24 protein-coding genes are annotated in these 23,605 nt (G+C 62.8%); 15 read left to right on the top strand and 9 right to left on the bottom strand.

Annotated features, from left to right (window positions below):
* The first annotated feature begins 6 nt into the window (after window positions 1-6).
* From trbJ to QOL79_RS06520, 8 genes are all read left to right on the top strand, one after another.
* Entirely contained in the window at window positions 7-759 is a 753-nt protein-coding gene (gene trbJ / locus QOL79_RS06485) for a P-type conjugative transfer protein TrbJ (protein WP_017499932.1), read from the top strand.
* A 136-nt stretch (window positions 760-895) separates the two neighbouring features.
* Window positions 896-2,203 (top strand): P-type conjugative transfer protein TrbL, encoded by a 1,308-nt coding sequence (gene trbL, locus QOL79_RS06490; protein WP_017499931.1) that lies wholly within the window; start codon window positions 896-898, stop codon window positions 2,201-2,203.
* A gap of 3 nt (window positions 2,204-2,206) precedes the next feature.
* Window positions 2,207-3,049: a conjugal transfer protein TrbF gene (trbF, locus tag QOL79_RS06495; protein ID WP_026108910.1), complete on the top strand. Its 843-nt coding sequence runs from the start codon at window positions 2,207-2,209 to the stop codon at window positions 3,047-3,049.
* Complete coding sequence (gene trbG / locus QOL79_RS06500; RefSeq protein ID WP_006635655.1) at window positions 3,046-3,897, top strand: P-type conjugative transfer protein TrbG; 852 nt, start codon at window positions 3,046-3,048, stop codon at window positions 3,895-3,897. The genes trbF and trbG overlap by 4 nt, the downstream gene beginning before the upstream one ends.
* Entirely contained in the window at window positions 3,894-5,132 is a 1,239-nt protein-coding gene (locus tag QOL79_RS06505) for a TraB/TrbI/VirB10 family type IV secretion system protein (RefSeq protein WP_017499929.1), read from the top strand. The genes trbG and QOL79_RS06505 overlap by 4 nt, the downstream gene beginning before the upstream one ends.
* Complete coding sequence (locus QOL79_RS06510) at window positions 5,125-5,337, top strand: DUF2274 domain-containing protein (RefSeq protein ID WP_017499928.1); 213 nt, start codon at window positions 5,125-5,127, stop codon at window positions 5,335-5,337. Before QOL79_RS06505 ends, QOL79_RS06510 begins: the two co-directional genes overlap by 8 nt.
* 4 nt (window positions 5,338-5,341) lie before the next feature.
* The gene (locus tag QOL79_RS06515; protein ID WP_051035681.1) at window positions 5,342-5,575 is read left to right on the top strand and encodes a helix-turn-helix domain-containing protein; all 234 of its coding nucleotides are present in this window, start codon (window positions 5,342-5,344) and stop codon (window positions 5,573-5,575) included.
* A 316-nt stretch (window positions 5,576-5,891) separates the two neighbouring features.
* Complete coding sequence (locus tag QOL79_RS06520; protein ID WP_283419007.1) at window positions 5,892-6,155, top strand: Arm DNA-binding domain-containing protein; 264 nt, start codon at window positions 5,892-5,894, stop codon at window positions 6,153-6,155.
* A 65-nt stretch (window positions 6,156-6,220) separates the two neighbouring features.
* On the opposite strand, the gene QOL79_RS06525 is transcribed toward QOL79_RS06520, so the two are convergent.
* The 6 genes from QOL79_RS06525 to QOL79_RS06550 are packed head-to-tail and all read right to left on the bottom strand — an operon-like array spanning window position 6,221 to window position 10,512.
* Window positions 6,221-6,976, bottom strand: a complete 756-nt coding sequence (locus QOL79_RS06525; protein WP_283419008.1) for an SDR family NAD(P)-dependent oxidoreductase — start codon at window positions 6,974-6,976, stop codon at window positions 6,221-6,223.
* Window positions 6,977-7,762, bottom strand: coding sequence for an SDR family NAD(P)-dependent oxidoreductase (locus QOL79_RS06530; RefSeq protein ID WP_283419009.1), 786 nt, complete (start codon window positions 7,760-7,762; stop codon window positions 6,977-6,979).
* Window positions 7,763-7,993: a biotin/lipoyl-containing protein gene (locus QOL79_RS06535; protein ID WP_058454872.1), complete on the bottom strand. Its 231-nt coding sequence runs from the start codon at window positions 7,991-7,993 to the stop codon at window positions 7,763-7,765.
* A gap of 21 nt (window positions 7,994-8,014) precedes the next feature.
* On the bottom strand, window positions 8,015-8,995 hold the full coding sequence (locus QOL79_RS06540) for an alpha-ketoacid dehydrogenase subunit beta (RefSeq protein WP_283419010.1): 981 nt from the start codon (window positions 8,993-8,995) through the stop codon (window positions 8,015-8,017).
* Window positions 8,995-9,978 carry a thiamine pyrophosphate-dependent dehydrogenase E1 component subunit alpha gene (locus QOL79_RS06545; protein ID WP_058454870.1) on the bottom strand — a complete coding sequence of 328 codons (984 nt, stop codon included), beginning with the start codon at window positions 9,976-9,978 and terminating at the stop codon, window positions 8,995-8,997. The genes QOL79_RS06540 and QOL79_RS06545 overlap by 1 nt, the downstream gene beginning before the upstream one ends.
* A 15-nt stretch (window positions 9,979-9,993) precedes the next feature.
* Window positions 9,994-10,512, bottom strand: a complete 519-nt coding sequence (locus QOL79_RS06550; protein ID WP_058454869.1) for a nuclear transport factor 2 family protein — start codon at window positions 10,510-10,512, stop codon at window positions 9,994-9,996.
* A 288-nt stretch (window positions 10,513-10,800) separates the two neighbouring features.
* Here QOL79_RS06550 and QOL79_RS06555 point away from each other — a divergent pair, with 288 nt between their 5' ends.
* From QOL79_RS06555 to QOL79_RS06565, 3 genes are read left to right on the top strand one after another with little or no spacing between them, the layout of a single operon-like run.
* A complete protein-coding gene (locus QOL79_RS06555; RefSeq protein ID WP_283419011.1) occupies window positions 10,801-13,038 on the top strand; it encodes a TonB-dependent receptor in 2,238 nt (745 codons plus the stop codon).
* A gap of 35 nt (window positions 13,039-13,073) precedes the next feature.
* Complete coding sequence (locus QOL79_RS06560; RefSeq protein WP_058454867.1) at window positions 13,074-14,303, top strand: cytochrome P450; 1,230 nt, start codon at window positions 13,074-13,076, stop codon at window positions 14,301-14,303.
* A 14-nt stretch (window positions 14,304-14,317) separates the two neighbouring features.
* Window positions 14,318-15,121, top strand: a complete 804-nt coding sequence (locus tag QOL79_RS06565) for an enoyl-CoA hydratase (protein ID WP_283419012.1) — start codon at window positions 14,318-14,320, stop codon at window positions 15,119-15,121.
* Window positions 15,122-15,125: 4 nt separating this feature from the next.
* Here the strand turns inward: QOL79_RS06565 and QOL79_RS06570 are convergent, their stop codons facing one another.
* Complete coding sequence (locus tag QOL79_RS06570) at window positions 15,126-16,199, bottom strand: AraC family transcriptional regulator (RefSeq protein WP_058454865.1); 1,074 nt, start codon at window positions 16,197-16,199, stop codon at window positions 15,126-15,128.
* A gap of 313 nt (window positions 16,200-16,512) precedes the next feature.
* Here QOL79_RS06570 and QOL79_RS06575 point away from each other — a divergent pair, with 313 nt between their 5' ends.
* The 4 genes from QOL79_RS06575 to QOL79_RS06590 are packed head-to-tail and all read left to right on the top strand — an operon-like array spanning window position 16,513 to window position 21,235.
* Window positions 16,513-17,268 carry an acetoacetate decarboxylase family protein gene (locus QOL79_RS06575; protein WP_283419013.1) on the top strand — a complete coding sequence of 252 codons (756 nt, stop codon included), beginning with the start codon at window positions 16,513-16,515 and terminating at the stop codon, window positions 17,266-17,268.
* Window positions 17,261-18,922 (top strand): AMP-binding protein, encoded by a 1,662-nt coding sequence (locus tag QOL79_RS06580; protein ID WP_283419014.1) that lies wholly within the window; start codon window positions 17,261-17,263, stop codon window positions 18,920-18,922. Before QOL79_RS06575 ends, QOL79_RS06580 begins: the two co-directional genes overlap by 8 nt.
* Complete coding sequence (locus QOL79_RS06585) at window positions 18,919-20,103, top strand: acyl-CoA dehydrogenase family protein (protein ID WP_283419015.1); 1,185 nt, start codon at window positions 18,919-18,921, stop codon at window positions 20,101-20,103. Before QOL79_RS06580 ends, QOL79_RS06585 begins: the two co-directional genes overlap by 4 nt.
* A 34-nt stretch (window positions 20,104-20,137) precedes the next feature.
* Complete coding sequence (locus QOL79_RS06590; protein WP_058454861.1) at window positions 20,138-21,235, top strand: acyl-CoA dehydrogenase family protein; 1,098 nt, start codon at window positions 20,138-20,140, stop codon at window positions 21,233-21,235.
* On the opposite strand, the gene QOL79_RS06595 is transcribed toward QOL79_RS06590, so the two are convergent.
* Both QOL79_RS06595 and QOL79_RS06600 read right to left on the bottom strand, forming a co-directional pair.
* The gene (locus QOL79_RS06595) at window positions 21,232-22,020 is read right to left on the bottom strand and encodes an enoyl-CoA hydratase/isomerase family protein (RefSeq protein ID WP_282950160.1); all 789 of its coding nucleotides are present in this window, start codon (window positions 22,018-22,020) and stop codon (window positions 21,232-21,234) included. The genes QOL79_RS06590 and QOL79_RS06595 overlap by 4 nt on opposite strands.
* A gap of 8 nt (window positions 22,021-22,028) precedes the next feature.
* Window positions 22,029-23,387 carry an aromatic ring-hydroxylating oxygenase subunit alpha gene (locus QOL79_RS06600; RefSeq protein ID WP_283419016.1) on the bottom strand — a complete coding sequence of 453 codons (1,359 nt, stop codon included), beginning with the start codon at window positions 23,385-23,387 and terminating at the stop codon, window positions 22,029-22,031.
* Window positions 23,388-23,605 lie beyond the last annotated feature (218 nt).

Below are 23,605 nucleotides of genomic sequence, written 5' to 3' on the forward strand. Positions count from 1 at the left end.
TTTCCCGTGCCCCGTATCCCTATCCGCAAATATGCGTGCCTCTCCGCTCTCGCGCTCGGCGCCGTCGGCTCGCTCGGTATCGGCATCGCGTTGACCTCGACGCCCGTCGCGGCCCAGCTCAGTGTGTTCGATCCATCGAACTATTCGCAAAACCTGCTCACCGCCGCGCGCACGCTTGCCCAGATCAACAACCAGATCCAGAGTCTCCAGAACGAAGCGCAGATGCTGATCAACCAGGGCAAGAACCTGTCCCGGATCGATTTCCCGCAACTTCAGGAGCTTCGCCAGCGCCTCCAGCAGATCGACCAGCTCATGGGCCAGGCGCAGGGCGTCGACTTCCGCATCGATCAGCTCGACGAGCGCTTCCGCCAGCTCTACCCGCAGGAGTTCGATCAGGTGTTCCGCCGCGATCAGCGTGTGGCTCGCGCACGCGATCAACTCGATACCGCGATGTCCGCGTTTCGCCAGACGATGGGGGTCCAGAACCGCATCGTCGACAACGTACGGAGCGACACGCAGGCGCTCGCCGACATCGTCGCGCGCAGCCAGGGCGCGGAAGGCTCGCTTCAGGCGCAGCAGGCCACGAACCAGCTTCTCGCGCTCACCGCCAAGCAGCAGCTCCAGCTTCAGCAAATGATGGCGGCGCAGTTCCGGGCGGAATCGGTCGAGCAGGCGCAGCGGGGCCAGATCGCGCGCGAGGCACGCGAGTCGACGCGCCGCTTCCTCGGCGACGGCAAGGCTTACACGCCACGCCAATGAGCTGAGGCAGGCGAGGACCGCGCCCCCAGCTCCCCCCGGGTCCGAACCTGTCTCGTCGCGGGGGCCGTAGGGCTTGCCCCTCTCATGGCCGCCGGTCCCCGCGACACCTTTCAACTTCAAGCAGGAACCCGCCCATATGGATGACCTGAATGTCATCGATCAGTTCATGGAGGCCTTCGCCTCCTACATCGACAGCGGGTTCGGCCTGTTGGGCGGTGACGTCGGTTTCCTGACCACGATCCTGATCGGCATCGACATCACGCTCGCCGGGCTGTTCTGGGCGCTCGGCGGCGAAGACGACGTCATCGCCAAGTTCCTCAAAAAGATCCTCTATGTCGGCGTCTTCGCCCTGATCCTCAACAGCTTCTCGACACTGTCCGATATCATCTTTCGCAGCTTCGCCGGCCTCGGCCTCACCGCAGGGGGCAGCGCGATTACGGCTGACGATTTATTGCGACCCGGCAAGCTGGCCGGGACCGGCTTCGAGGCAGCATGGCCGCTCCTCGAGCAGGCGAAGGAGTTGGTTGGCCCGATCGCCTTCTTCGACAATTTCATCGAGATCGCCGTGCTGGTGATCGCCTGGGTCGTCGTCATCGCCGCCTTTTTCATCCTCGCGATCCAGCTTTTCATCACAATCCTCGAATTCAAGCTTACTTCGCTCGCCGGCTTCGTGCTCGTGCCCTTTGCGCTGTGGAACCGCACGTCGTTCCTCGCCGAACGGGTGCTCGGGAACGTCGTCAGTTCGGGCATCAAGGTCATGGTGCTCGCGGTCATCGTCGGCATCGGCTCTAACTATTTCGCCGACTTCACCAGTGCGATCACCGGCGACGAGGTGTCGATCGAACAGGCCGTGTCGCTGATGCTCGCGAGCCTCGCGATCTTTGGCCTCTCCATCTTCGGCCCGGGAATCGCATCCGGCCTCGTCGCCGGCGCGCCGCAGCTCGGCGCCGGATCGGTGATCGCCACTACCGTGCTTGCCGGCGGAGGTCTTGCGATGGCAGGCGCTGGCGCCGTCGGCGCGGCACGCGGTCTCGCGGGGGCCGGTCTCGGCGCGATCCGCGCCGGTACATCGATGGGGTCTGCCGCATCCACTGCCTACAAGCTCGGGCAGGAAACCTCGGGCTCGACCAGCGTCGGCGCGGGCCTCGGCGGCGTTGCGACCGCCATGCGCGGCGCGGCTGCCAACCGGATGAGCGGCGGTCTCGGCGTTAGCGCTGCCGCCGATCGTGGGCAGCGCGCCGCATGGGAAGCAGGAAGCACCCGTGCCGGCGGCGCCGCCCCCGCAGCCGCGCCGATAGGCGCAGCTGAAGGAACACCCGCCTGGGCGCAGAAGCTTCATGCCAGCCAGAATGCTCGCCACCGCCGCCAGATGGCGATCCACGCAATCCAGGGCGGCGACCGCGGCGGCGCTGGCGCCACTCCAGACATCAAGGAAAGGGACTGAGCGATGAAATTTCGACGCGCATTGCAGCGCTATGGGCGAACGCCCGAACCCGAGACACCCTACCAACGAGCGGGCCAGCTTTGGGATGAGCGTATCGGCTCGGCTCGCGCACAGGCGAAGAACTGGCGGCTGATGGCCTTCGGCGGCCTGTTCCTGACCACTGGTCTGTCGGGCGCGCTGGTCTGGCAATCGATGCAAAGCCGCGTCGTGCCCTATGTGGTCGAGGTCGATGCACTCGGGCAAGCACAGGCCGTCGCGCCTGCCGCCAAGGACTATCGGCCGACCGATCCGCAGATCGCATGGTTCCTCGGCCGGTTCATCACCGGCGTTCGAGCGCGCTCGCTCGATCCGGTATTGATGCGTGAAAACTGGCTATCAGCCTATGATTTCGCGACCGAACGTGCGTCACTGTTCCTCGGCGAATATGCCCGCACCTCCAATCCGTTCGCCGATGTCGGGCGCAAGACGGTTTCGGTGCAGGTGACGAGCGTCGTCCGCGCGTCGGATACGAGCTTCCAGGTCAAATGGACCGAGCAGCAATATGAGCGGGGAAGCCTCGCCAGCACGTCACGCTGGACGGCGATGCTCACGGTGAAGATCAAGCCGCCGCGCTTGGCCGATGTGCTCCGAAAAAACCCGCTCGGTCTCTATGTTGACGCGATCGACTGGAGCCGCGAACTGGAAACGCCTCAGGACCGGCCGCCTTCGCCGCAACCATCGGCCGTGCCCGATCCCGCACAATCACTCCCGGTCGCGCCGCCCACCGACATTCCGCTGGGCTCGCCGCTCGATCCGACCCTTGCTCAACCCGCAGCCGCACCATCCCCCGAAAGGACCGACCAATGATCCGTGCCCTCATCCTGGCGGCGAGCGCGATGGCGCTTGCCATGGGCGTCGCTGCGCAGAGCCGCGAACCCGCGTCACCCACCGCGCGCGTCACTGCCGCCAACCGGGCGGCACTGCGCGAGCCGTCGAGCGCGGGATATATATATGCCGTCCAGGTCTATCCCTGGGCGGAAGGCGTGCTCTACCGGCTCTATGCCGCGCCCGAGCGCATCACCGACATTGCCTTGCAGCCGGGCGAAACGATTGTGTCCGTCGCCGCCGGCGACACCGTGCGCTGGACTGTCGGCGATACCACCAGCGGCATCGGCGAAAGCAAGCGCGTGCACATCCTCGTCAAGCCGTTTTCGGCGGGCCTACGCACAAACCTTGTCATTGCTACCGATCGCCGGACCTACCATCTCCAGCTCGAAAGCACGCCCGCGACCGCGATGGCGGCGATCTCCTGGACCTATCCACATGACGAGCTGATCGCGCTCCGGCGTCAGCGCGATGCAGCCGTGGCGGCGACGCCGATCGCGTCGGGCCTCTCGGTCGAAAGCCTCAACTTCAACTATGCGATCTCGGGCGACAAGCCGGCCTGGCGGCCGCTGCGCGCGTTCGACGATGGGCGGCAGACCTACATCGAGTTCTCGCCTGCGATCGCCGTGGGTGAGGCGCCCCCGCTGTTCGTGATTGGCGAGGATGGCGAGGCCCAGCTCGTCAACTATCGCGTCGCCGGCCGCTATTATGTGGTCGACCGCCTGTTCGGTGTCGCCGAGCTGCGCCTTGGCGGCAAGAAACAGCAGATTGTCCGTATCACCGCCGCCCAGCCGAAGAGCCGGCAGCGCAAGGCCGGGAGGGGCGCGTGACCGATCCAACCGCTTCTTCCGCGCCGATCGCGGCGCCCAAAGCCGACCCCGAAACGCTCGTTCTGCGCGCGGCGCCGGGCCGCGTCACCCGTTTTCGCCGCGGTGCGATCGTCGCCATCGCTGCCGCCGGCTCGACCGCGATCATCGGCGTCGCCTGGCTGGCGCTCAAGCCCGCGACCCTGAGCCTGATCGCACGAAGCGATGAAAAGCTGGTTGGCGCGAAGGCGCCGCCTGATGCGCTCGCGGGCGCGCCGACGAGCTATGGCGACGTGCCGAAGCTCGGGCTACCGCTTCCCGGTGATCTCGGGCGGCCGATCCTCGAGCGCCAGCGGCAGCTTGGCGGGATGGTTCCCCCTGACCCCGCTGCCGATGCGGTGAGCCGGGCCGCGCAGGAAGCCGAAGCCGAGCGCCAGCGCATCGCCGCTGAGCAGAAGGCCGCACGCGAGTCTGGCGTCATGCTGCAATTGGCGGGCGGCGGTCGCGCCGCCGCCCCTGCACCGGTGACTACCGATGCAAGTGTTCCGCCAGCATCGGCCGAGACTGCCAAGCCGCTCCTCGACCCTGACCGAGATCCTAACGCCCAGGGGCGCAAGAACGAATTGGTCGGCCACGCCAATCGCGACGACGACATCAATCCGCACGCGCTGGCGCAGTCCGTATCGCCTTGGACCTTGCAGGCCGGCAGCATCATTGCCGCGAGCCTCATAACCGGGCTCAACTCGGATCTTCCCGGGCTCGTCACCGCGCAGATCACGGAGAACGTCTATGACAGTGTGACCGGGCGCGGTCTGCTCATTCCGCAAGGATCGCGGCTGATCGGCAGCTACGACAGCGTTGTAGCGTTTGGGCAGAGCCGTGCGCTGGTCGTCTGGCAGCGGATTATCCTGCCCGACGGCTCGTCGATTCGTATCGACAATGTGCCGGCGACCGATACGCAGGGCTATGCGGGTCTGTCCGACCGGATCGACCGGCATACTTGGCAACTTCTGAAGGGCGTCGCCCTGTCGACACTGCTGGGCGTCGGCACTGAATTGAGCTTCGGCAGCACCGAAAGCGACCTTGTCCGGGCGATCCGCGAGTCAGCGCAGCAGAGCGGCGCGCGCGCCGGCGATCAGCTCGTCACGCGCAATCTCAATATCCAGCCGACCTTGCGCGTGCGTCCCGGCTGGCCGCTACGGGTGGTCGTGCACAAAGACATCATATTGCCCGGACCCTGGGGAGGCCGTCATGGCTGATTTGAAGCTGCCAAGGCTGCCCGATCGGACGCCGGCTAAGATCACGATCAACGTCATGCCGGATCTCATCGAAGCGCTGAACGACTACGCCGAGGCCTATGAGGCGGCCTACGGCCGACGCGAGTCCGTACCGGACCTCATTCCATTCATGCTTAGCGGCTTCCTGGCGAGCGACCGCTCGTTCAGCCGGGCACGTAAGAAATAGTCCGATGTCGGCCCGGCAGCCTGCAACGAATGGCGACGACGCGCCCCCGATTGGGCCGATAAGCGTTCGCATTCCCGACGCAGTACGGATGACGGGGCTCAGCAAATCCAAGATCTACCAGCTCATCGCTTCCGGCGACATCGAGGCAGCCAAGGTCGGCCGTGCAACCGTGGTGTTTGTCGATAGTCTGCGGTCCTTTCTGCGATCACACTGTAAACAGCCGCGTTCTCGGGCGTAGCAGGGATCGCGCATGTCGGCCTGTCGATATTTCGGCACGGCCTGTCGCGAAGGGGTAAAATTGGGGGTGGATTGAGCGGAATTATCGGCACGACGATCAAGAACGTTGTTATAAATCAGTATCTTATGTTTTTCGTGTGAATCCCTCCTCCGCTACCAGTCGCTAACCCCTTCAAAACCTGGCTTTTCCGGCAGTTTTCTGCCAGTATTCGAGGCTGTTCCCATGTCGGCATTTCCGCTTCCAGAAGTGAGTTATTCGGACAACTCACGACAGATTTGGACCGGTTTGGACACATCTTTCGCGAGAATTTTCGCGAGTGTTTCATCGCCTCGATCACCTCGATGTTGCCATGAGCGAGAGTGTAATTCTAACGCCCACGCATATTGACCGGCTGAAGGGCGGTTCCCCGGCCGACCGGGAGGTCCCCGGCCTTTCCATCGTCGTTTTCGGCCCCGCCAAGAAGCAATGGCGCTTCAGGCGCCTCGTTGAGGGTCCCAGCAAAACCGTCGAACTGATTCTTTGTGTCTACCCTGGCTTCTCGATCGATGAGGCGCGCGTACGGGCAGCAGGTTATGCTTGATCTAGTCGAAAAGCTGCCCGTCTCCAATCGACCAGAATCGGAATCGCAGCGGATCATCGCCGAGTTTACTGAAGGCGGGCAGCGCCATCGAAGCGGACGCAGGTGCCGTTCAGCATCGGACTGCCTATGACCGTCTCGACGAATTCCGCAAATTCTTCCAGACGGCCGAGCCGGCTGGGATGCGGTACGCCTGCGGCGAGCGCGTCCCTGTAATGTTGCGGCAGGGCTTCGACCATCGGGCTGAGGAACGTGCCCGGAGCGATAGCGACAATCCTGATCTTGTGCGGAGCCAGATCGCGCGCGATGGGCAGCGACATTCCGACTATAGCGTTCTTCGACGCACTGTAGGCGGCCTGCCCGGCGATGCCGTCGAAGGCGGCGATCGACGATGTGTTGACGATCACCCCGCGCTCTTCTCCGATCGGGTCGGCAGCGCATAGTCTGGCGGCGAACTGCGAGAGTGTGTTGAACGTCCCGACCAGATTGATGTCGATGATCCGTCGGAAGGCATCTAGGGGATGGGGCTTTCCGCCTTCATCAACGGTTTTGACGAGGTCCGAGATTCCAGCGCAATTGACGAGAATGCGCGCGATGCCGTGCCGAGCCTCTGCGGCGTCCAGAGCAGCCTTTACGCTCGCTTCGCAGGTGACATCGCATTCCGCAAACAGGGCGCCTGTTTCCGTCGCGTTCCGTTCGCCCGCGACAGGGTCGCGGTCGAGGATCGCTACTTTTGCGCCGCGCGCGGCGAGCAGTTTCGCCGTCGCCGCGCCGAGGCCGGATCCACCGCCCGTAACAATGGCGGCGACGCCGTCGATTTCCATCTAGCTTCCTTCCGGTTCCGGTGCGTCGATCATCGATCCGGCGCCGGCATACCAGCCGCCATCGATGATCAGTTCTGCCCCCGTTACATAGCGCGCGTCATCGGAAGCGAAATAGAGGACTCCGTGTGCGATATCGATGGGATCGCCGGTCCACCCCATAGGGATTCGGGCGTTGACCGCCGCCAGTTGCTCCGGCGCAATGTTGCCGGCGATCGGCGTGTCGATCCGTCCGGGAAGGATTGTGTTGACCCGGATGCCTTGCCGGGCGAATTCGAGCGCCGCCGCCCGGCTCATCATGCGAACCGCGCTTTTCGAGGCGTGATACGACAGGGCGTCGGGACTGGGGGTAATCGCATAGATCGACGCGATGTTGACGATCGCGGCGCCCGCGACCTTGAGCAATTCGGGCACTGCCGCCTGCATGCCCAGAAGCGTTCCCGTCTGGTTGACGGCAATCACCTCGGACCAGATTTCTGGCGTCGTCGTGCGCACGCCGCCCATGCGAAAAATGCCGGCATTGTTGACGAGCGTGGTCAACCCGCCAAACCGTTCGACGGTGAATCGCACCGCCTGCCGCCAGCTTTCGGCGCTGGTGACGTCGAGCGGCGTCAGGGCGGCATCGCCGCCCGCGGCAACGATCCGGTCTATGACATTTTGTCCGGCCTCGATCTGGATATCGCCAACGACGACGCGGGCGCCCTCGCGGGCGAAAAGTTCGGCCTCGGCCGCGCCGAGGCCACTCGCGCCTCCGGAAATCAGGGCTACCTTGCCGTCGAGCCGGCCCATCTATTCGATGACCGCGAGGATAGCGCCGACCTGATAGGTTTCCCCGATCGCTGCGCGAATTCGTAAGGTTCCCGTGGCCGGGCTTTCGACCTCCTGCGTCGATTTCTCGCTCTCGAGTGCATAGAGCGGCTCGCCTTCGACCGCTTGACCGCCGTCGGCGACGAGCCATTCGACGAGCTCTCCTTCGTTCATTGAAAAGCCGATTTTGGGCAACAGGACTTCGACTGCCATGGAGAGATTATCCTTTTGATTTTAGCCTAGTAGCGCGGCCGCCGCAGCTTCGATGGCTGCGGCATCGGGCGCGAAAGCGGCTTCAAGCGGACGAGAGAAGGGGACGGGACAGAATGCCGCGCCCAACCGCTGTACGGGCGCCTTGAGCGCGTGAAACAGATTTTCGTGAATGACCGAGCTGATCTCGGCGCCCGCGCCGAATGGCGTCACCGCTTCATGCACGACGATGGCCCGTCCGGTCTTTTTCACCGACGCCAGCACCGTTTCGCGGTCCCACGGTGCGATGCTGCGCAGATCGATCAGTTCGGCTGATGTGCCACGGCTCGCAAGGGCCTCGACCGCCGCAGTCGCTTCCTGGACCATTTTTGCATAGGCAATGACCGTCACATCGCTGCCTTCGCGCACGATACGGGCTTTGCCGATGGGGACACGGTGCCCGCTTTCAGGCGCTTCGCCCTTGGTGAAATAGGTCGGCAGATTCTCGATGAAGATCACCGGATCGGGATCGTCGATGGCGCTGCGGAGCAGGCCATAGGCATCGCTCGGGTTCGACGGCGCGACGACCTTGATTCCCGCGGTGTGCGCGAACCAGGCCTCCAGATAGTCGCTATGCTGGCCGCCGTTGGCAAAGCCGCTGCCCGTCATCGTGCGGATCACGATCGGGACATTGGTCTGCCCGCCCGACATGAAGCGCAGCTTTGCGGCGTGGTTGACGATCATGTCCATCGCGACCGTCGTGAAATTCATCAACATGATTTCGGCCACGGGTTTGAACCCGCCCAGCGATACGCCGATTGCGGCACCGACGATCGCCTGCTCGGCAATCGGGGTGGACCGCACGCGATGATCGCCGAACCGCGTCGACAATCCCTTGGTAACTCCGAGGACGCCGCCATCCTCGGGGTCTGCGACATCCTCACCCAGGATCAGCACAGCTTCGTCGGCTTCCATGGCGTCGACGAGCGCCCGGTTAATGCTCTCGAGGATGGTGATGCTGCCCATCACGCCGCCTCCGCCGCGAACACATCGCGCGACAGTTCGCCGACGTCGGGAAAATCGCTTGCCAGCGCATAATCGATCGCTTGGTCGATCTCGGCGTCGATGGCCGCTTCCATGGCGGCAAGATCGGCTTCGGCGGCGTGTCCCTGTTCGATCAGCCACTCGCGGAAGCGGGGGACGGGATCGGCCGCTATTGCCGCCGCTTTGCGCTCGGGGTCCATATAGGCATCGGTGTCGCCGAAAATATGGCCGTGAAAACGATAGGTCATCGCCTCGACAAGCGTCGGACCTGCGCCGCTCCGCGCACGCTCGACTGCATCGCGCGCTGCAGCATAGGTTTCGAGCACATCGTTTCCGTCGACGCGGATGCCCGGCATCGAATAGGATGCCGCCCGGTCCGCGACACGCGGTGCCGACGTTGCTTTCTCATAGGCGGTGTGCTCGCCCCACTCATTATTCTGGCAAACGAAGACAACGGGCAGCTTCCAAACGGATGCCAGGTTGAGCGCTTCGTGAAACGCACCGATATTCGAGGCCCCGTCGCCGAAATAGGCCACTGTCACTCGGCCGTCGCCCTTTAGCTGCGACGACCACGCAAGACCGTTGGCGATCGGCATCGAACTTCCCACGATCCCGGTCGTCACCATTACCCCCGATTTCGGATGGGTAATGTGCATCGGGCCCCCCTTGCCCTTGCAGGTTCCGGTGACGCGACCCGCAAGCTCGGCCCAAAGGTCTTTCAGCGGCACGCCCTTGGCCAGCATATCGTGGGTGCCGCGATAGATAGTGCAAATATAGTCGTTGTCATTCAGATTGGCCGACACCGCGCTCGGGATCACTTCCTGCCCGCGCGGTGAATAATAGGGCATGACGAGCCGGCCGGTCATGATCACCTTGCGCGACCGTTCGTCATTGGCCTTGATGAGCGCCATGCGCCGGTAGATCGCAACGAGCGTCGCTGCGTCGGGGGCGGTTCGGTTGGTCATGCGGGTGCAGATCCTTCAGCCGCGAAGCCGGTCGTAGGGCTGGTAGCCAAAATCGGCCGTGTCACGCTGGCCGATCACGAAAACATCGGGATCGATGGCGCTGCTGGCGAGGCCGGCATGCGTATAGACCCAGTCCATCACGACGACGCGATCGAGTAGCCGCCATTCGCCATCGCGGCATTCGAGGACATCGGCATATCGGCCGCCGGCCACGTCGTCGGCGATGCCCTCACCATCGGGCCGGATGTGATGCGCGATAAAGACGGTTTCTGCGGCGGCGCGATTACCGGCCACTTCGATATTCGACTGGCCGATCATGTGCGTGGTCGAGGTCCAATGATCGCGCATGTAGGGAATGATAAACTCGGCGAAGTCGCGCGCAGGGCCGTTGTAGATGCCATGATTGTCATGCGCGTCGTCCCAATAGACACTGGCGAGCGCTTCGGCGTCGAGCCTGTCGATACCGCGGCAATATCGTTCCAAAACCAGCCGGATTCGCTGGTGGTTCAAAATCTCGTTCAGATCGTCCTGCATGTTTCAGACCTCTTCTCTTGCTCTCGACGTTAGAATGCGTGTTCGCAGCGCATCTTGACGGGCCGCGACAATTTTTGCGCTCGGAACGACACCCCCGGCCTGTATCCCGATGGCTTCGAAATCGTTGTCGAAGCGACTGATACGGACCGCCTGCAATCGGGATTTTGTCGTCAAAGATAAAGACGCGCGGTGCGTGGCAAATTCATTATTCGGTGATCACGGATCAAAAGAGCGACCATCAGAAGAGCTCGGTTGGGGAGGAAAATGATGAGGTTCAAACTCGGAAGCGTGGCTCTCGTGTTGCTGTCGTCGTCGGCCCCCGCCTGGGCGCAGGGCACCACGCCGCCAGCCGACGCGACGGCCGCGAATGACGGCAACGAGATCATCGTGCTGGCTCAGCGACGCGCCGAACGGCTTCAGGATGTGCCGATCTCGGTGGTGGTGCAAAGCGGCGAACAGCTCGAGACGGCTGGCGTGGACAATCTGCGCGATCTCGGCGCCGTGACGCCCGGCCTGACCTTCCAGGCGCAAGGCAACTTCGTGCAGCCGGCGCTGCGCGGGATCACGACGCTCGTCACCGGACCCGGTTCGGACAACCCGATCGCACTCTATATCGATGGTGTTTATGAGGGGACCCAGGCTGGCGCCTCGATCGACTTGCCCGATGTTGAGAGGATCGAAGTGTCCAAGGGCCCGCAAGGCACATTGTTCGGGCGGAATTCAACCGGCGGCGCGATCCAGATATTTACCAAGACCCCCAGCTTCACGCCGACGGGCAGCATTTCGGCAACCGCCGGGCTTTATGACGGCTCGGGATCCAGCCGCTCGTCCTATGATCTGGGGGTGAAGGGATATGTGAGCGGTCCGATCGTTGCCGACAAGATCGCCGCCAGCCTGTCCTTCGCCTATCGCAATGTCGACGGCTATTCGACGAACATTGTCTATGACGGTCTGCCGACGGCAATCCAGAATGCCTATGGCTCCGATCGCATGGACTGGCTGAAATCGGTCACGCTACGCGGCAAGTTGCTGTTTACGCCTACCGAGAATGTTTCGGTTCTGCTCAGCGGCTATTATATGCACCGCAAGAGCGATCATGGTAGCGCCGGGTTGCCGGCGGGCGGTCTGACCGCGGGAGCTTTCTATCCCGACGCCGTATTCGGTACGCGACCCTTCGAATATGCATATGACGCGCCCGATCCGCTGACCGAGATCAAGAATTATGGCGGTGCGCTGAAGATCGATATCGACACTGGCGCCGGCACATTGACCTCGACGACCAGCTACACGCTCAGCCGGCATCGCGAACGCGTCGATGTCGACGCTTCCTATTCACCGCAGTGCCTCGCCGCGGCGCCGATGACATTTGCGTGCATCGCGTTCGCCGATACGCAGCCCAACGACAATTTCCTTCAGGACATATTGTTCACGTCCGAACAGATGGGGCGCATGAAATTCGTCGTGGGCGGCAACTTCTTCAGCAGCAATGGCGATCTGTCGGGGGTTATCAGCGATTTCAGCGGGGGCGCCCAGCCGGGTGCGCCGGCTGTCATCTACAATCCGCTGCTGATCGCGACGACCCGCGTCAAGACCCGCGCCTACGGCATTTTCGCGCAGGCCGACATTGATCTGACGGACCAGCTCACACTGACCACGGGCTTGCGCTACAGCTATGAGAAGAAGAAGGGCTATATCACCTTCTTCGGTTCGCCTTTCACCAACTTTGCGAACCCTAGCTGGGACAGCTTCACGCCGCGGGTTGGCCTTCGCTATGCGCTCGACGGCCGCAGCAATATCTACGCGACCTTCAGCAAGGGCTTCAAAAGCGGTATCCTGCCGATCCTGACCATCGGCGATCCGGTGAACCCCGAAAAGATCACAGCCTATGAAGTTGGCTACAAGACGGCGCAGCCCAGCTATTCGCTGAATCTCGCGGCGTTCTTCTACGATTATAAGGATCTGCAGATTCAGTCGTTTACCGGGACGACAATCATTCCGACCAACGCGGCCTCGGCCCGCATTTTCGGCGTCGAATTCGACGGGACCGTCGATCTCGGCTCTTCGCTCAGCGCGCGGGGAGGGGTGACATGGATGCCCAAGGCGGATTTCCGCAGTTTCCCGAACGCCGCAGGCTATCAGCCGGTCATCACGGCGGGCGGACTTCCCCCGGTGGTCGCCGATGTCAGCGGCCAGCGGCTGGTCCGTGCGCCGAAAGTCAGCGCGGTCGCGAGCGTGACCTACACCGGCCGCGTCGGGGGTGGCGACCTGACGATTACACCCAGCGTCCACTACTCGAGCAAATATCTGCCCTATGACGCGTTCGACCTGCTGGTTCAGGGCGCCTATGCGCGCGTGGCGACCGAGATTGCATACAAGCCGGATAACAGCGGCTTGCGTCTCGCATTGTGGGTGCACAACCTCACGAATGCCAAGTCGTTCAGCTCGACAACCATTTCGGCCGGTGCTGCACGTGCCACCTATGAAGAGCCGCGCGAGTTCGGCATCACCGTCGGATATGATTTCTGACCACGATGCCGGCAGCGATCAAGAGGGAGCAAGGTGTGACGCCGGAGATCAGTTTCAACGACCCGGATATCCAGCGTTGCCCCTTTGCGGCCTATGAAGAAATCCGCAAGGCGGGGCCCGTCTATTACGACAAATCAAACGGCTTCTACATCGTCACCGGCTATGACGATATCCGCAAGGCCGCGATGGATACAAAGACCTTTTCCAGCGTTACGGGCCAATTGCTCGTCAAGACGGCGCCCTATCAGGAGCGGATCGACGCCATCTATCGCGAGAACGGCTATTTGCCGGTGACCGCACTGGTTGTGGCCGATCCACCAATCCACAGCTTTCACCGCTCGCTCGTCGACAAGGTGTTCACCGTGTCGAGCGTCAAGCGGATGGAAGCCTATCTTGCGGGGGTGGTCGACGAAATGATCGACCAGATCATCGGTTCGGGTGCTGCCGATTTCTACTATGATCTCGCAGTCAAAATTCCCAATCATGTCCTGTCGGACCAGATCGGTCTGCCGCGCGAGCGGTTCGCCGATTTCAAGCGCTGGGCCGACGCGATCGTCCAGGAGGCTGACCCCAACAACGGCGAAGAACGTCAGGTCGAAATCACGCACACCATTTGCGAATTGCAGCAGTTCCTGGTCGAGCGCATCGAGGAATATCGCGACGTTCCGCGCCCTTGCATCCTCAACGATCTGGTCCACGCAGAGGTCAACGGCAAACGTCTGGCGATCGAAGAGATCATCCAGATCGTCGAGCAGATGCTGCCGGCTGGAAGTGACACGACAGTGGGAGCCCTTGCCAGCGCGATGCACCGGATCGCGACCACGCCGGGCCTTGAGGACGAGCTTCGCTCCGACCCGTCGCTCATCGCCAACTTCGTCGAAGAGGTGCTGCGAACTGCGGCGCCGGTTCAGGGGCTTTGGCGCCGGGCAACCTGCGATACAGAGATCGGCGGGGTGCCGATCGCCAAGGATTCGATCATCGTGCTGCGCTTTGGCGCGGGCAATTACGATCCTGCGGTGTTTCCCGACCCCGATCGCTTCGATATCCGGCGGACGAACGCGCGCCGGCATTTCGCTTTCGGCGTCGGGCCCCATTTTTGTGTCGGCAATCTGCTCGCACGAGGCGAGCTCAGGATCACGATCGACCGTCTGCTCCAGCGCATGAAGAACCTACGCCTGGCGCGCGGCGAGGCCGGCGTATCCTGGCAGGCTCATTTCTTCGCCTTTGGTCCCAGCCGGCTTGAAATCGCTTTCGATCTTGTCTGACGGGCTTTCATCCCATGACTTACGACCTTGTGAAATATGGCCAGACCGGTGCCGTGGCTGTCATCGAACAGAACCGGCCCGACAAGCGCAACGCCCAGAACCAGTTGATGCTGACCGAGATCGAAGCCGCGCTCGATCGCGCAGCCACCGATGCTTCGGTGCGCGTCATCGTCATCGGCGGCATCGGCGGTCATTTTTCGGCAGGCCATGATCTGCGCGAAGGCGAGGAAAAGCGCGCCAACCTGTCTGGCGAAGAGCGCTGGGCCTATGAGGAAAAGCATTTCTACGGGCTGTGCCTGAAAATCTGGGACTGCCCCAAGCCCACCATCGCGCGCGTGCAGGGTGCCTGTGTCTCGGGCGCATTCATGATGGCGAACATGTGCGACCTGATAGTCGCATCGGACGACGCCTATTTCGCCGATCCGGTGGTTCACAGCCTGGGTGCGGCGTCGGTCGAGATACTAGTACATCCCTGGGTGATGGGACTTCGCCGTGCCAAGGAGATGCTGTTCACGGGCGAGCGCATGACCGCCGCCGAAGCGAATGCTATCGGGCTCGTCAACCGGATCGCACCGGTCGCAGAGCTGGATAATGCGGCGATGGCGCTGGCGTTGCGCATCGCCGAGGCGCCGCCGTTCGGCGTTCGCCTGACGAAGCGATCGCTCAACCACGGGCACGATCTTGCCGGATTCCGCTCCGCGCTGGAGGCCCATTTTACCGCACACGAGCTTTCGCATTTCAGCCGCGAATATCTTGCGACCGTGACGCGCGGGCTCGGCGCTGCGGTCGATCAGGGCAAGCGGCTGCTCGCCGGATAACGCGTCAGAGTTCGACGTCGGTCGACATATCCTTGCGAAACTTGCGCGGACTGGCGCCGAACCAGCGGTGGCAACTGCGCGTCAGCACCGATGGCTCGCTATAGCCGAGCATCGCGGCAACGCGCGTCAGCGGGATCGTCGGCTGACCGAGGTAGCGAATGGCCGCCTCGCGCCGCACCTCGTCCTTGATATCCTCGAAGCTTACGCCTTCCTCGCTCAATCGGCGCTGCATCGTGCGCGGGTGCATTCCGATGGCGGCGGCTACATCGACGTGCAGACTACCGCCATGCGACAGGAGCCGTGCAGCAACCGAACGCACGCGCCCGGACAGCGGTCGCGCCGAATCCGGAAACTGCGTGTCGATGAAGGACGTCGCCATGTCGTACAGCTGCTGACTGCGATTGGCGATCGGCGCTGCAAGGTCGGCGCGGTTGAGGAAAATCGCGTTGAACGGGGCGTTCATCTCGACGCGCGCGCCGAAGTACTGGCTGTAGCGCGTGGGCGCCGAAATATAATCATGGCCGAACCATACTTCGCGCGCACGCACGCTTCCGCCCGACAGCGCGAGGATCGCGTGGTGCATCAGCGCCATCCCCTGTTCGATCGCCTGCTCCTGGTGGGGCAGCCGGTCGAGGCAAATCTCCCAGCGTATATAGGGTCGGCCGCTGCCGCGTTCATTCTCGAGCGTCAGCTCGCTGGCCAGGCTGTAAGTACGTAAATGGTCGGCACAATAGCGATAGGCGTCGCCAAGCGTGGGCGCGTTCGACATCGCGACTTCCAGCGGGCCGAGGACCGCCGTGCCGCCTTGATGCGATGCAAATGTCATCCCGAAGTCGGGTCGCTGAAGTTCGATGGCCGTCCGGTGCAACAGCCGGATCGCGCGGCGATAGGATATCATCGCGCCCGTCTGGCCGAAAATCTCCGGCGAGATATTTTCCTTTGCCAGCAGGGGTTCGGGATCGCCGCCCAGCCGGCTTACGACCTCCGGATACAGGCGCAGGATGTCCGCACGAACCAGTGCCGTCTTGGCGCTGGCATCCTCGTGATCTCTGTCGAGAAGCTTTGCAGTGCTAGCCATTTCGCTCTCCCTGACGCCCTTTTTCGACGCCATTTCTTGTCCGGCACGTCATTTGCGAAGAATCGCCGCGCTCCGTTACGGCGCGAATCATCTGCTCTTTGTCGTCAAAAATCAAGATATTGCCCGACAGGCGATATAGGATGATGTTGCCGTGATGCGCGCCCCGAAACCGGCGGTTTTCTGCGGCAAGGGTCGCCGGATGTCAGGTCAATGTCGCCCGCCGCCAAGATGCGCCAGAGCCGCTCGATTATGTTCGCCGCAACGCCCATTCGCGGGCGAAGGGAGCATGGTTTTGGCGACGCAGCGATTTGATATGCCGGCTCTTTTCGGTCCGAGCCCGGTACCTGACCGGAGCCTTATATCCTTCGCGGAGGTCGTCTCGATCGGTTTCGAGACCAGCGTCGCGGCGGCCGAACGGCTGCTGCCGCGCTTCTTCCGAACCGCCGCGCAGCCGGTCGTCACCGTCACCCGCATCGATTACAGCGACGTGGATTATCTGGGCGGCCGCGGATATCGCGAGATCGTCGTTTCGGTGAGCGCGCTCCATGGCGATGACGAGCGCCAGTCGGGCTTTGCCCCGGTGATGTGGGTGACCGAGCCCGGCGCGCTTATCAGCGGCCGCGAGTTCATGGGCTTTGCGAAATTGCCCGCGGCGATGGATATGATCGAACGGAGCGACGACGGCCGTCGCTTCCGGGCTTCCGAATATGACGCGGTCCTGATCGAGGGCAAAGTCTCGGGCTTGCGTCCGTTGTCCGACGACGCCTTGGCACGGGTGAACCAGAGCGCGGGGGAGGTGCGAACTTTCGGCTGGAAACTGATCCCGGGCGACGGGGCCGAACCCGACGCCGATCACCCGATGGTGAATGTCATGCGGTGGCACTACGACCGGGCATGGTCTGGCGACGGCGACATTCGCTTTCATCGCCCTGGTTTCCGCGATGCGCCGCTATCGGCGCGCGTCGTCGACGTGCTAGCCGATATACCCGTTATCGCCCGCCGCCGGGCATTTGTTGCCGAGGGACGCGCCGAAATCGATCGTTCGGCGACGCGGCGCCTTCATGGCTGACCGCCACTACCGCGAGGACGCCGGTGGCTGGCGAACGCGCTGGAATCCCGACCGCGCCGATCGCGCTGTCCGCGATGGCGACTGGACCAATCGAACGATCGCCGATCTCGCTGCCGAGCGGGTAGCTGCCAACCCAGGGCGAATCCTGTTGATCGACGGCGAGCACCGGCTCTCCTGCAGCGATCTCTACGATCGTGCGCAAAGGCTTGCCGGCTACTTTGACGCTATCGGGCTGAAACCGGGCGAGGTCGTTTCGTTTCAGCTGCCCAACTGGTGGGAATGTTCGGTCATCAACCTTGCGGCTGCAATGACGGGCGTGGTCGTGAACCCGATCGTCCCGATCAACCGCGACGCCGAAGTGACCTTCATGCTGCGGGAATCGCGTAGCCGGTTGATGTTCGTGCCTGGCACTTTCCGCGGCTTCGACCACGCCGCGATGATGGCGCGGATCGCTCCCGATCTTGGCGACGGGCCCGCAGTGATCGTCGTTCGCGGCGTGGCGGAAGGATGCCGGAGCTTCGACGAGATACTCGCCGGGGCGCCGTTGACGACAGCCCGGCCGGTCGATCCCGACGCCGTGAAACTGCTGATGTACACTTCGGGTACGACGGGCCGGCCAAAGGGTGTTCTTCATTCGCACAACAGCATCGGCGCTGATTCGGTCAAGATGGCCGCGGCGATGGATCTGGGCATTGGCGACAGCACGTTCTCGCCATCGCCGGTCACGCATGTCAGCGGCTTTCTGTGGGCGCTCAACGCGCCGTGGATCATCGATGTCCCTGCGGTGATCGTCGATATCTGGGAAGCCGAACGTGCGCTCGATCTTGTGAAAGCGCACCGCTGTACCTTCATGCTGGGCGCCACGCCCTTCCTGCAGGACTTCCTCGCCGTCGCCCGCGCGCGCGACGAAGCGGTGCCGTCGCTCCGCTATTTCCTGTGCGGCGGTGCATCTGTCCCGCCCGAACTGATCTACGGCGCGGCGCGGCAGTTTCCGAATTGTATCCCGTTCCGGACTTTCGGCGCGACCGAAGCGCCCACGATGACCGCCGGCCCCGCATCGCGCGACGATATGCGGCTGGCGGCCGAAACCGACGGACGCCTTCTCCGTTGCGAGGTCAAGATCGTCGACGTCGCGACCGGCCTGCCACTAGAAGCGGGCGAGGACGGGGAGATACTGGTGCGCGAGCCCAGCATGGCGCTCGGCTATGCGCGGCCCGAAGACAATGAGGATGCCTATGACGAGGAAGGCTATTTCCGGATGGGCGACCTCGGCCGCCTCGTCGACGGTGATCACATCGTCTGTACCGGCCGCAAGAAGGATCTGATCATCCGCGCGGGCGAAAATATAAGCGCGCGCGAAATCGAGGATGTGCTGTTTTCCTCTCCGCTGATCGAGGAAGTCGCGGTCGTTTCGATGCCGAGCAAGCGGACCGGTGAAGCCATTTGCGCGTTCATCGTTCCGGCGGCCGGAGCGTCGGTCGACCTGGCCGATGTGACCGCGATGGTGAGCGCGGCGGGGTTGGCGCGCCAGAAAACGCCCGAGCATCTGGTGCTTGTCGAAGATCTCCCGAAAACGCCCTCGGGCAAAGTCCGCAAGGACCGGCTCCGGCAGATCGCAGCATGCGAAGTGCTCGAGAAGGAAAAGGCGATATGAAGCTGGAATTTTCGACCGAAGATGAGGCGTTTCGCGCCGAAGTCCGATCCTTTCTTGCCGCCGAGCTGCCGCCCGGGCTGGCGCGGCGTGAAGCGGCAGGCTTTCACAACAAACGCGCCACAGTCCATCCGTGGCAGCAGAAGCTTTACGCAAAGGGTTGGGCAGCGCCGAACTGGCCGGCGGAATTCGGTGGGGCAGGCTGGTCGCCGATCCAGCGCTATATCTTCGAACTGGAATGCGGCCTCGCCAATGCTCCCGAATACAGCCTGATCGCAATGTCGATGGCGGGGCCGGTGCTGTGCCGGTTTGGTAGCCCAGAGCTCCAGCAAGAGTTTCTGGAACCGATGCTGAAGGGCGACTGCTGGTTCTGTCAGGGATTTTCGGAGCCGCAGGCTGGATCGGATCTTGCCAGCCTTCGCACGCGTGCGGTGCGCGACGGCGACGAATATGTGATTACCGGGCAGAAGATATGGACGACCGACGCCCACATGGCGGACTATATGATCTGCCTGGCGCGAACCGATGCGGAGGTGAAGCCGCAGGCCGGGTTGTCGATGATCATCATGCCGATGGATGCGCCGGGCGTGACGGTGCGCCCGATCGATACGATCGACGGCGATGCGCATGTCAACGAGGTCTTCATCGAGGATGCTCGCGTTCCCGCCCATTATCTGATCGGCGAGCCAAACAGCGGGTGGACACAGGCCAAATATCTGCTCGGACATGAGCGGACGCACAATGCCTATCTGGGCATGTTGCGGCGGTATCTGGCACGAATTCCGGCATTGATCGACGACGAGCTGTGCCGCGGCTTGCCCTCCGCCGAAGCGGGCGAATACCGGCGCCGCCACGCGCGGCTCGCGATCGATGTGGATGCACTCGAATGGTCGGTGCTGCGCGTTCTGGCCGGGGAAGAAGGCCCGGGGCTTGGTGCCGCGGCGTCGGCGATCTCGATCCGCGGGGCAGCGTATCTGCTGCGCGCCGCCGACCTCGAAATGGCGATCCTCGGACCGCAGGTCGTACCGCGGTTCGGCCCCGACGACGGAGCCCCGCTCGTCGCCGGAGCGCCGCCGGCGGCCGCGGGGCGCACCACCCAATATCTCTATTGGTGGGCCGCGACGATCTTCGGCGGGTCCGACGAGATTCAGCGCAACATCATCTGGAGCACGCTGTTCCGATGATCTGCCGTCTGCAGGATACAGAAAGGTTGAGCGAGTGGATTTTGCCCTGAGCCAGGAACAGAAGATGCTGCGCGACGGTGCGCGGCGCTATCTCGCGGACGATTTCGCGACGCGGCGGCGCGGTGACGGTGCGGCTGGCAGTGCGGGTTGGCGAGGCTATGCCGATCTCGGCTGGCTCGCGTTGCTCGCGCCCGAAGATGCCGGGGGACTGGGCGGCGATATCGAGGATGTATTGATTCTCGCCGAAGAAATGGGCCGGGCCTTGTCGCTCCAGCCCTACATCGCCTCGGCCGTCCTCGCGACCGGGCTGGTCGATCTGGTCGCCGCGGGGCAGCAGCGCCTCGATCTTCTGGGTGCGATGGCAAGCGGCGACCGACGCTTTGCGCCGGCGCTGTATGAACCCGGCCGTCGCTACAGGCTGGAGCCCGAAGTCCGCGCTGTGACGTCAGGCGCCGGGTACCGGTTGTCCGGCGCGAAAAGCTTGATCGCGGGCGGGGCGGGTGCGGACGGGCTGCTTGTGACGGCGTTGCTGGGCGACGGCGTTGTGGGCCTGTTTTTGGCGGCAATGGAGAATGCGGCCATCTTCCCGACACGCTATGCGACGATCGACGATGCCGACACCATCGACGTCCGTTTCGAGCAGGTCGAGCTTGGTCCTGACGCTTTGCTGGGTATCACGACAATCGATGCAATCGATGACGTGCTCGACGAAGCGCGCCTCGCGCTTTGTGCCGATACGCTGGGAGCGCTCGAACGGGCCGTGGAAATCACCGCTGACTATCTCAAGACGCGCACCCAGTTTGGCCAGCCGCTCGCGAACTTCCAGGCGCTGCAGCATAGCGTCGTCGAAATGTATATCGACGCCGATTCAATCCGTTCCAGCCTCTACAACGCCATTGCAGTCTTCGATCGCGGCGGCCGCGAGGATCGGCGGCGTGCGGTGTCGAGTTGCTGGGTCAAGACCTTCGATGCAGCCAAAGGAATTGCGGGCATGGCGGTTCATCTGCATGGAGGCATCGGGATGACGACCGAATATCCGGTCGGTCATTATCTGCGGCGGGTGATGGTGTCCGAGCGCAGCTTCGGTGATGTCGAGCATCACCTTGCGCGCTATATGGAATTGGCCGGCTAGTCGCCCTTGAAGACCGGTGCACGCTTCTCGATAAAGGCGAGCACGGCTTCATGGTGGTCGTTCGATGCCATCGTGTAGGATTCAAGCCCGGCATGCGCTTCGGCGGTGGCGATCGCTTGGCGGCAAAGCTCCATGTTGATCGACCGTTTCGTTGCGCGGATCGCCATCGTGGCGCCGCTTGCCAGCCGGTCGGCATAGGCATCGACTTCGGCGTCCAGTGAATCGGCCGCGACGGCCTTGTAAATCAAGCCGATCGCTTCGGCTTCGGTCGCCGTCAGCGGGTCGCCGGTCAGCAGATGATGACGTGCCCGCGCATAGCCGATCAGTTGCGGCCAGATCAGCGCGCCGCCATCCCCCGCCGACAGCCCGATCCCGACATGGGGATCGGCAATACGGGCATCGTTCGAAGCGATCACGACATCGCAGAGCAGCGCCAGCGTTGCGCCCAGTCCCATCGCATGGCCATTCACCCTCGCGATAACGGGCTTCTCGAGACTCAACAGCGAATGAACGATCGCGGGCGCACGCGAAAGCAGGGCGGTGCGCAACGCCTTGTCCTCGGTCGCCTTGAGCAGCCCGGGCAAATCCGCGCCCGCGGAGAAGGCACGCCCCGCTCCGGTCAGGATGACGACGTCGCACTCCTCGTCGCGCGCCACGTCGAGAAATACGTAAGAGAGCTCATCGTGCAGCGCCCGGCCCACCGCATTGAGCGGCGGACTGTCCATCGTCACGGTCAGGATGCGGCCACGGCGGTCGAACCGGATATGCTCGTAATTTTCGTACATCGTCGTCCTCACCTTTGTCGGGTGACCGGCGGCTTGTCATAGGGATCGCGGAGGAACTGCCGCAGTACTCTGTGAAAGTTAGACACGGACCGTTCCTGCACGGGATTTGTGCGTTCACCCTTGAAGCCGCGCGATTTGAAGCCCTTCTGGACCTCGGGAATATTTTCAAAATCCTGCCGGAAGATCAGTCCCCAGTCGCCGTCGCGCCAGTTCTCATAATATTCGCGTTCGAGTGGCGGCTCCTGACCGGGACCATAACGGACGAGCGACCAAATATCGAAAATGCAGCTTTCGGGATCGCGGCCGTTGGGCCGGACGCGATACCAGAGGACGCCGTCAACGAAGCCGTGAAGGAAGATAGTGTTGGGAAAGACGTGCCAGTCGAGTCCCGACCGCTCGATATATTCGGGCGTTAGCCCTTCGGGCCATCCCGACCCGTCGGCGGCCGCCGCCTCCATCTGGAATTCGGCCCATTTGGTAAGGGTCTCGGCGGCGCCCGTCCCGGCCGGGACCTCGTCGCGGACACGCATTGCCGCCGCATAGTTGCGCGGCGTCAACATGGTGCGCAGATCTTCCTTATACTGCTCGGCGAAGGTAACGATATGCTCCTTCATCGGCGGCTCTGGTCGCGCGGGAAGGCGGGGGGATCTGCGGAACGGAAGCGCGCCTTCGGATTCGAACCATGTCTGCGAATGGCGGCCGAATTCGCCGCTGTTCGAATAGTCGTCGGTGAATTCAAGCAATTGCGGATGCGCTTGCTGCACATGATAGAATTCGTTGAAAAAGCCGAGGACGGTCTTCCAATTCGACGGCATCACGACCGTTTTATACCATTGGAATCGCAGCTTTTCGAATTCAAACTTCTCGCAATAGTCGGGCATGGGCGACAGGAAATCGAGCAGCGGCTCGGCGTTCGTGTCCATGTTGATAAAGACGAAGCCGCCCCATGACTGACACTGGACTTCGGACAGCCTGATATCCTCATCCTTAAGGCAGTCACCCCAGTCGCCCTTGTCGATCACCTTGATGTTCCGGCCATCAAGGCCGAAGCGCCAGCCGTGAAAGGGACAGACGAACTGCCTGTTGTTGCCGCAGCCCTCGGTCAGCCGCCGGGCACGATGCGGGCAGACGTTATGATAGGCTTTTATTTCGGTTTCGCTGGCGCGTATGACGACGATTGAGTCGTCGACGATGTCGTAGGTAACATAGTCGCCAACATTGGGTATCTCTTCGGCGCGACACGCCAGCTGCCAGACGAACGGCCAGAGCTTGTCCGCTTCCAGGTCGGCGAAGTCTTGTGCGTAATACACCTCTTTCGGAACAAAATCGTCACGCACTTCGTCGGGCGAATAATTGTCGTTCGGCATCGGCGTTGAGGCTCCGGCATGCTGCGCGATCGCGCGACTATTTCTATGATGCGCGAGACTAAAATGCGCCGTTCGGAACCGTCTTGATATGCAGCGACAAAATCCCACCATCGCGCGACACGCAGCAAGGTGACAATGAAAAGCCTGCCGCTAGTGTCGCGTATGCCGCCCCCGAATGTCTGCTCACGTTGAAATATGCTCAGAAGCTGTCAGTCGCC

This window comes from Sphingopyxis sp. Geo48 (genome assembly GCF_949769155.1).
Taxonomy (GTDB): Bacteria; Pseudomonadota; Alphaproteobacteria; order Sphingomonadales; family Sphingomonadaceae; genus Sphingopyxis.

Bases quoted from the DNA above. Each gene is read 5' to 3' on its own strand.
- trbL (WP_017499931.1), top strand. From the start codon at position 896: ATGGATGACCTGAATGTCATCGATCAGTTCATGGAGGCCTTCGCCTCC.
- trbF (WP_026108910.1), top strand. From the start codon at position 2,207: ATGAAATTTCGACGCGCATTGCAGCGCTATGGGCGAACGCCCGAACCC.
- trbG (WP_006635655.1), top strand. From the start codon at position 3,046: ATGATCCGTGCCCTCATCCTGGCGGCGAGCGCGATGGCGCTTGCCATG.
- QOL79_RS06510 (WP_017499928.1), top strand. From the start codon at position 5,125: ATGGCTGATTTGAAGCTGCCAAGGCTGCCCGATCGGACGCCGGCTAAG.
- QOL79_RS06515 (WP_051035681.1), top strand. From the start codon at position 5,342: ATGTCGGCCCGGCAGCCTGCAACGAATGGCGACGACGCGCCCCCGATT.
- QOL79_RS06525 (WP_283419008.1), bottom strand. From the start codon at position 6,976: ATGGAAATCGACGGCGTCGCCGCCATTGTTACGGGCGGTGGATCCGGC.
- QOL79_RS06530 (WP_283419009.1), bottom strand. From the start codon at position 7,762: ATGGGCCGGCTCGACGGCAAGGTAGCCCTGATTTCCGGAGGCGCGAGT.
- QOL79_RS06535 (WP_058454872.1), bottom strand. From the start codon at position 7,993: ATGGCAGTCGAAGTCCTGTTGCCCAAAATCGGCTTTTCAATGAACGAA.
- QOL79_RS06540 (WP_283419010.1), bottom strand. From the start codon at position 8,995: ATGGGCAGCATCACCATCCTCGAGAGCATTAACCGGGCGCTCGTCGAC.
- QOL79_RS06545 (WP_058454870.1), bottom strand. From the start codon at position 9,978: ATGACCAACCGAACCGCCCCCGACGCAGCGACGCTCGTTGCGATCTAC.
- QOL79_RS06550 (WP_058454869.1), bottom strand. From the start codon at position 10,512: ATGCAGGACGATCTGAACGAGATTTTGAACCACCAGCGAATCCGGCTG.
- QOL79_RS06565 (WP_283419012.1), top strand. From the start codon at position 14,318: ATGACTTACGACCTTGTGAAATATGGCCAGACCGGTGCCGTGGCTGTC.
- QOL79_RS06570 (WP_058454865.1), bottom strand. From the start codon at position 16,199: ATGGCTAGCACTGCAAAGCTTCTCGACAGAGATCACGAGGATGCCAGC.
- QOL79_RS06575 (WP_283419013.1), top strand. From the start codon at position 16,513: ATGCCGGCTCTTTTCGGTCCGAGCCCGGTACCTGACCGGAGCCTTATA.
- QOL79_RS06580 (WP_283419014.1), top strand. From the start codon at position 17,261: ATGGCTGACCGCCACTACCGCGAGGACGCCGGTGGCTGGCGAACGCGC.
- QOL79_RS06585 (WP_283419015.1), top strand. From the start codon at position 18,919: ATGAAGCTGGAATTTTCGACCGAAGATGAGGCGTTTCGCGCCGAAGTC.
- QOL79_RS06595 (WP_282950160.1), bottom strand. From the start codon at position 22,020: ATGTACGAAAATTACGAGCATATCCGGTTCGACCGCCGTGGCCGCATC.
- QOL79_RS06600 (WP_283419016.1), bottom strand. From the start codon at position 23,387: ATGCCGAACGACAATTATTCGCCCGACGAAGTGCGTGACGATTTTGTT.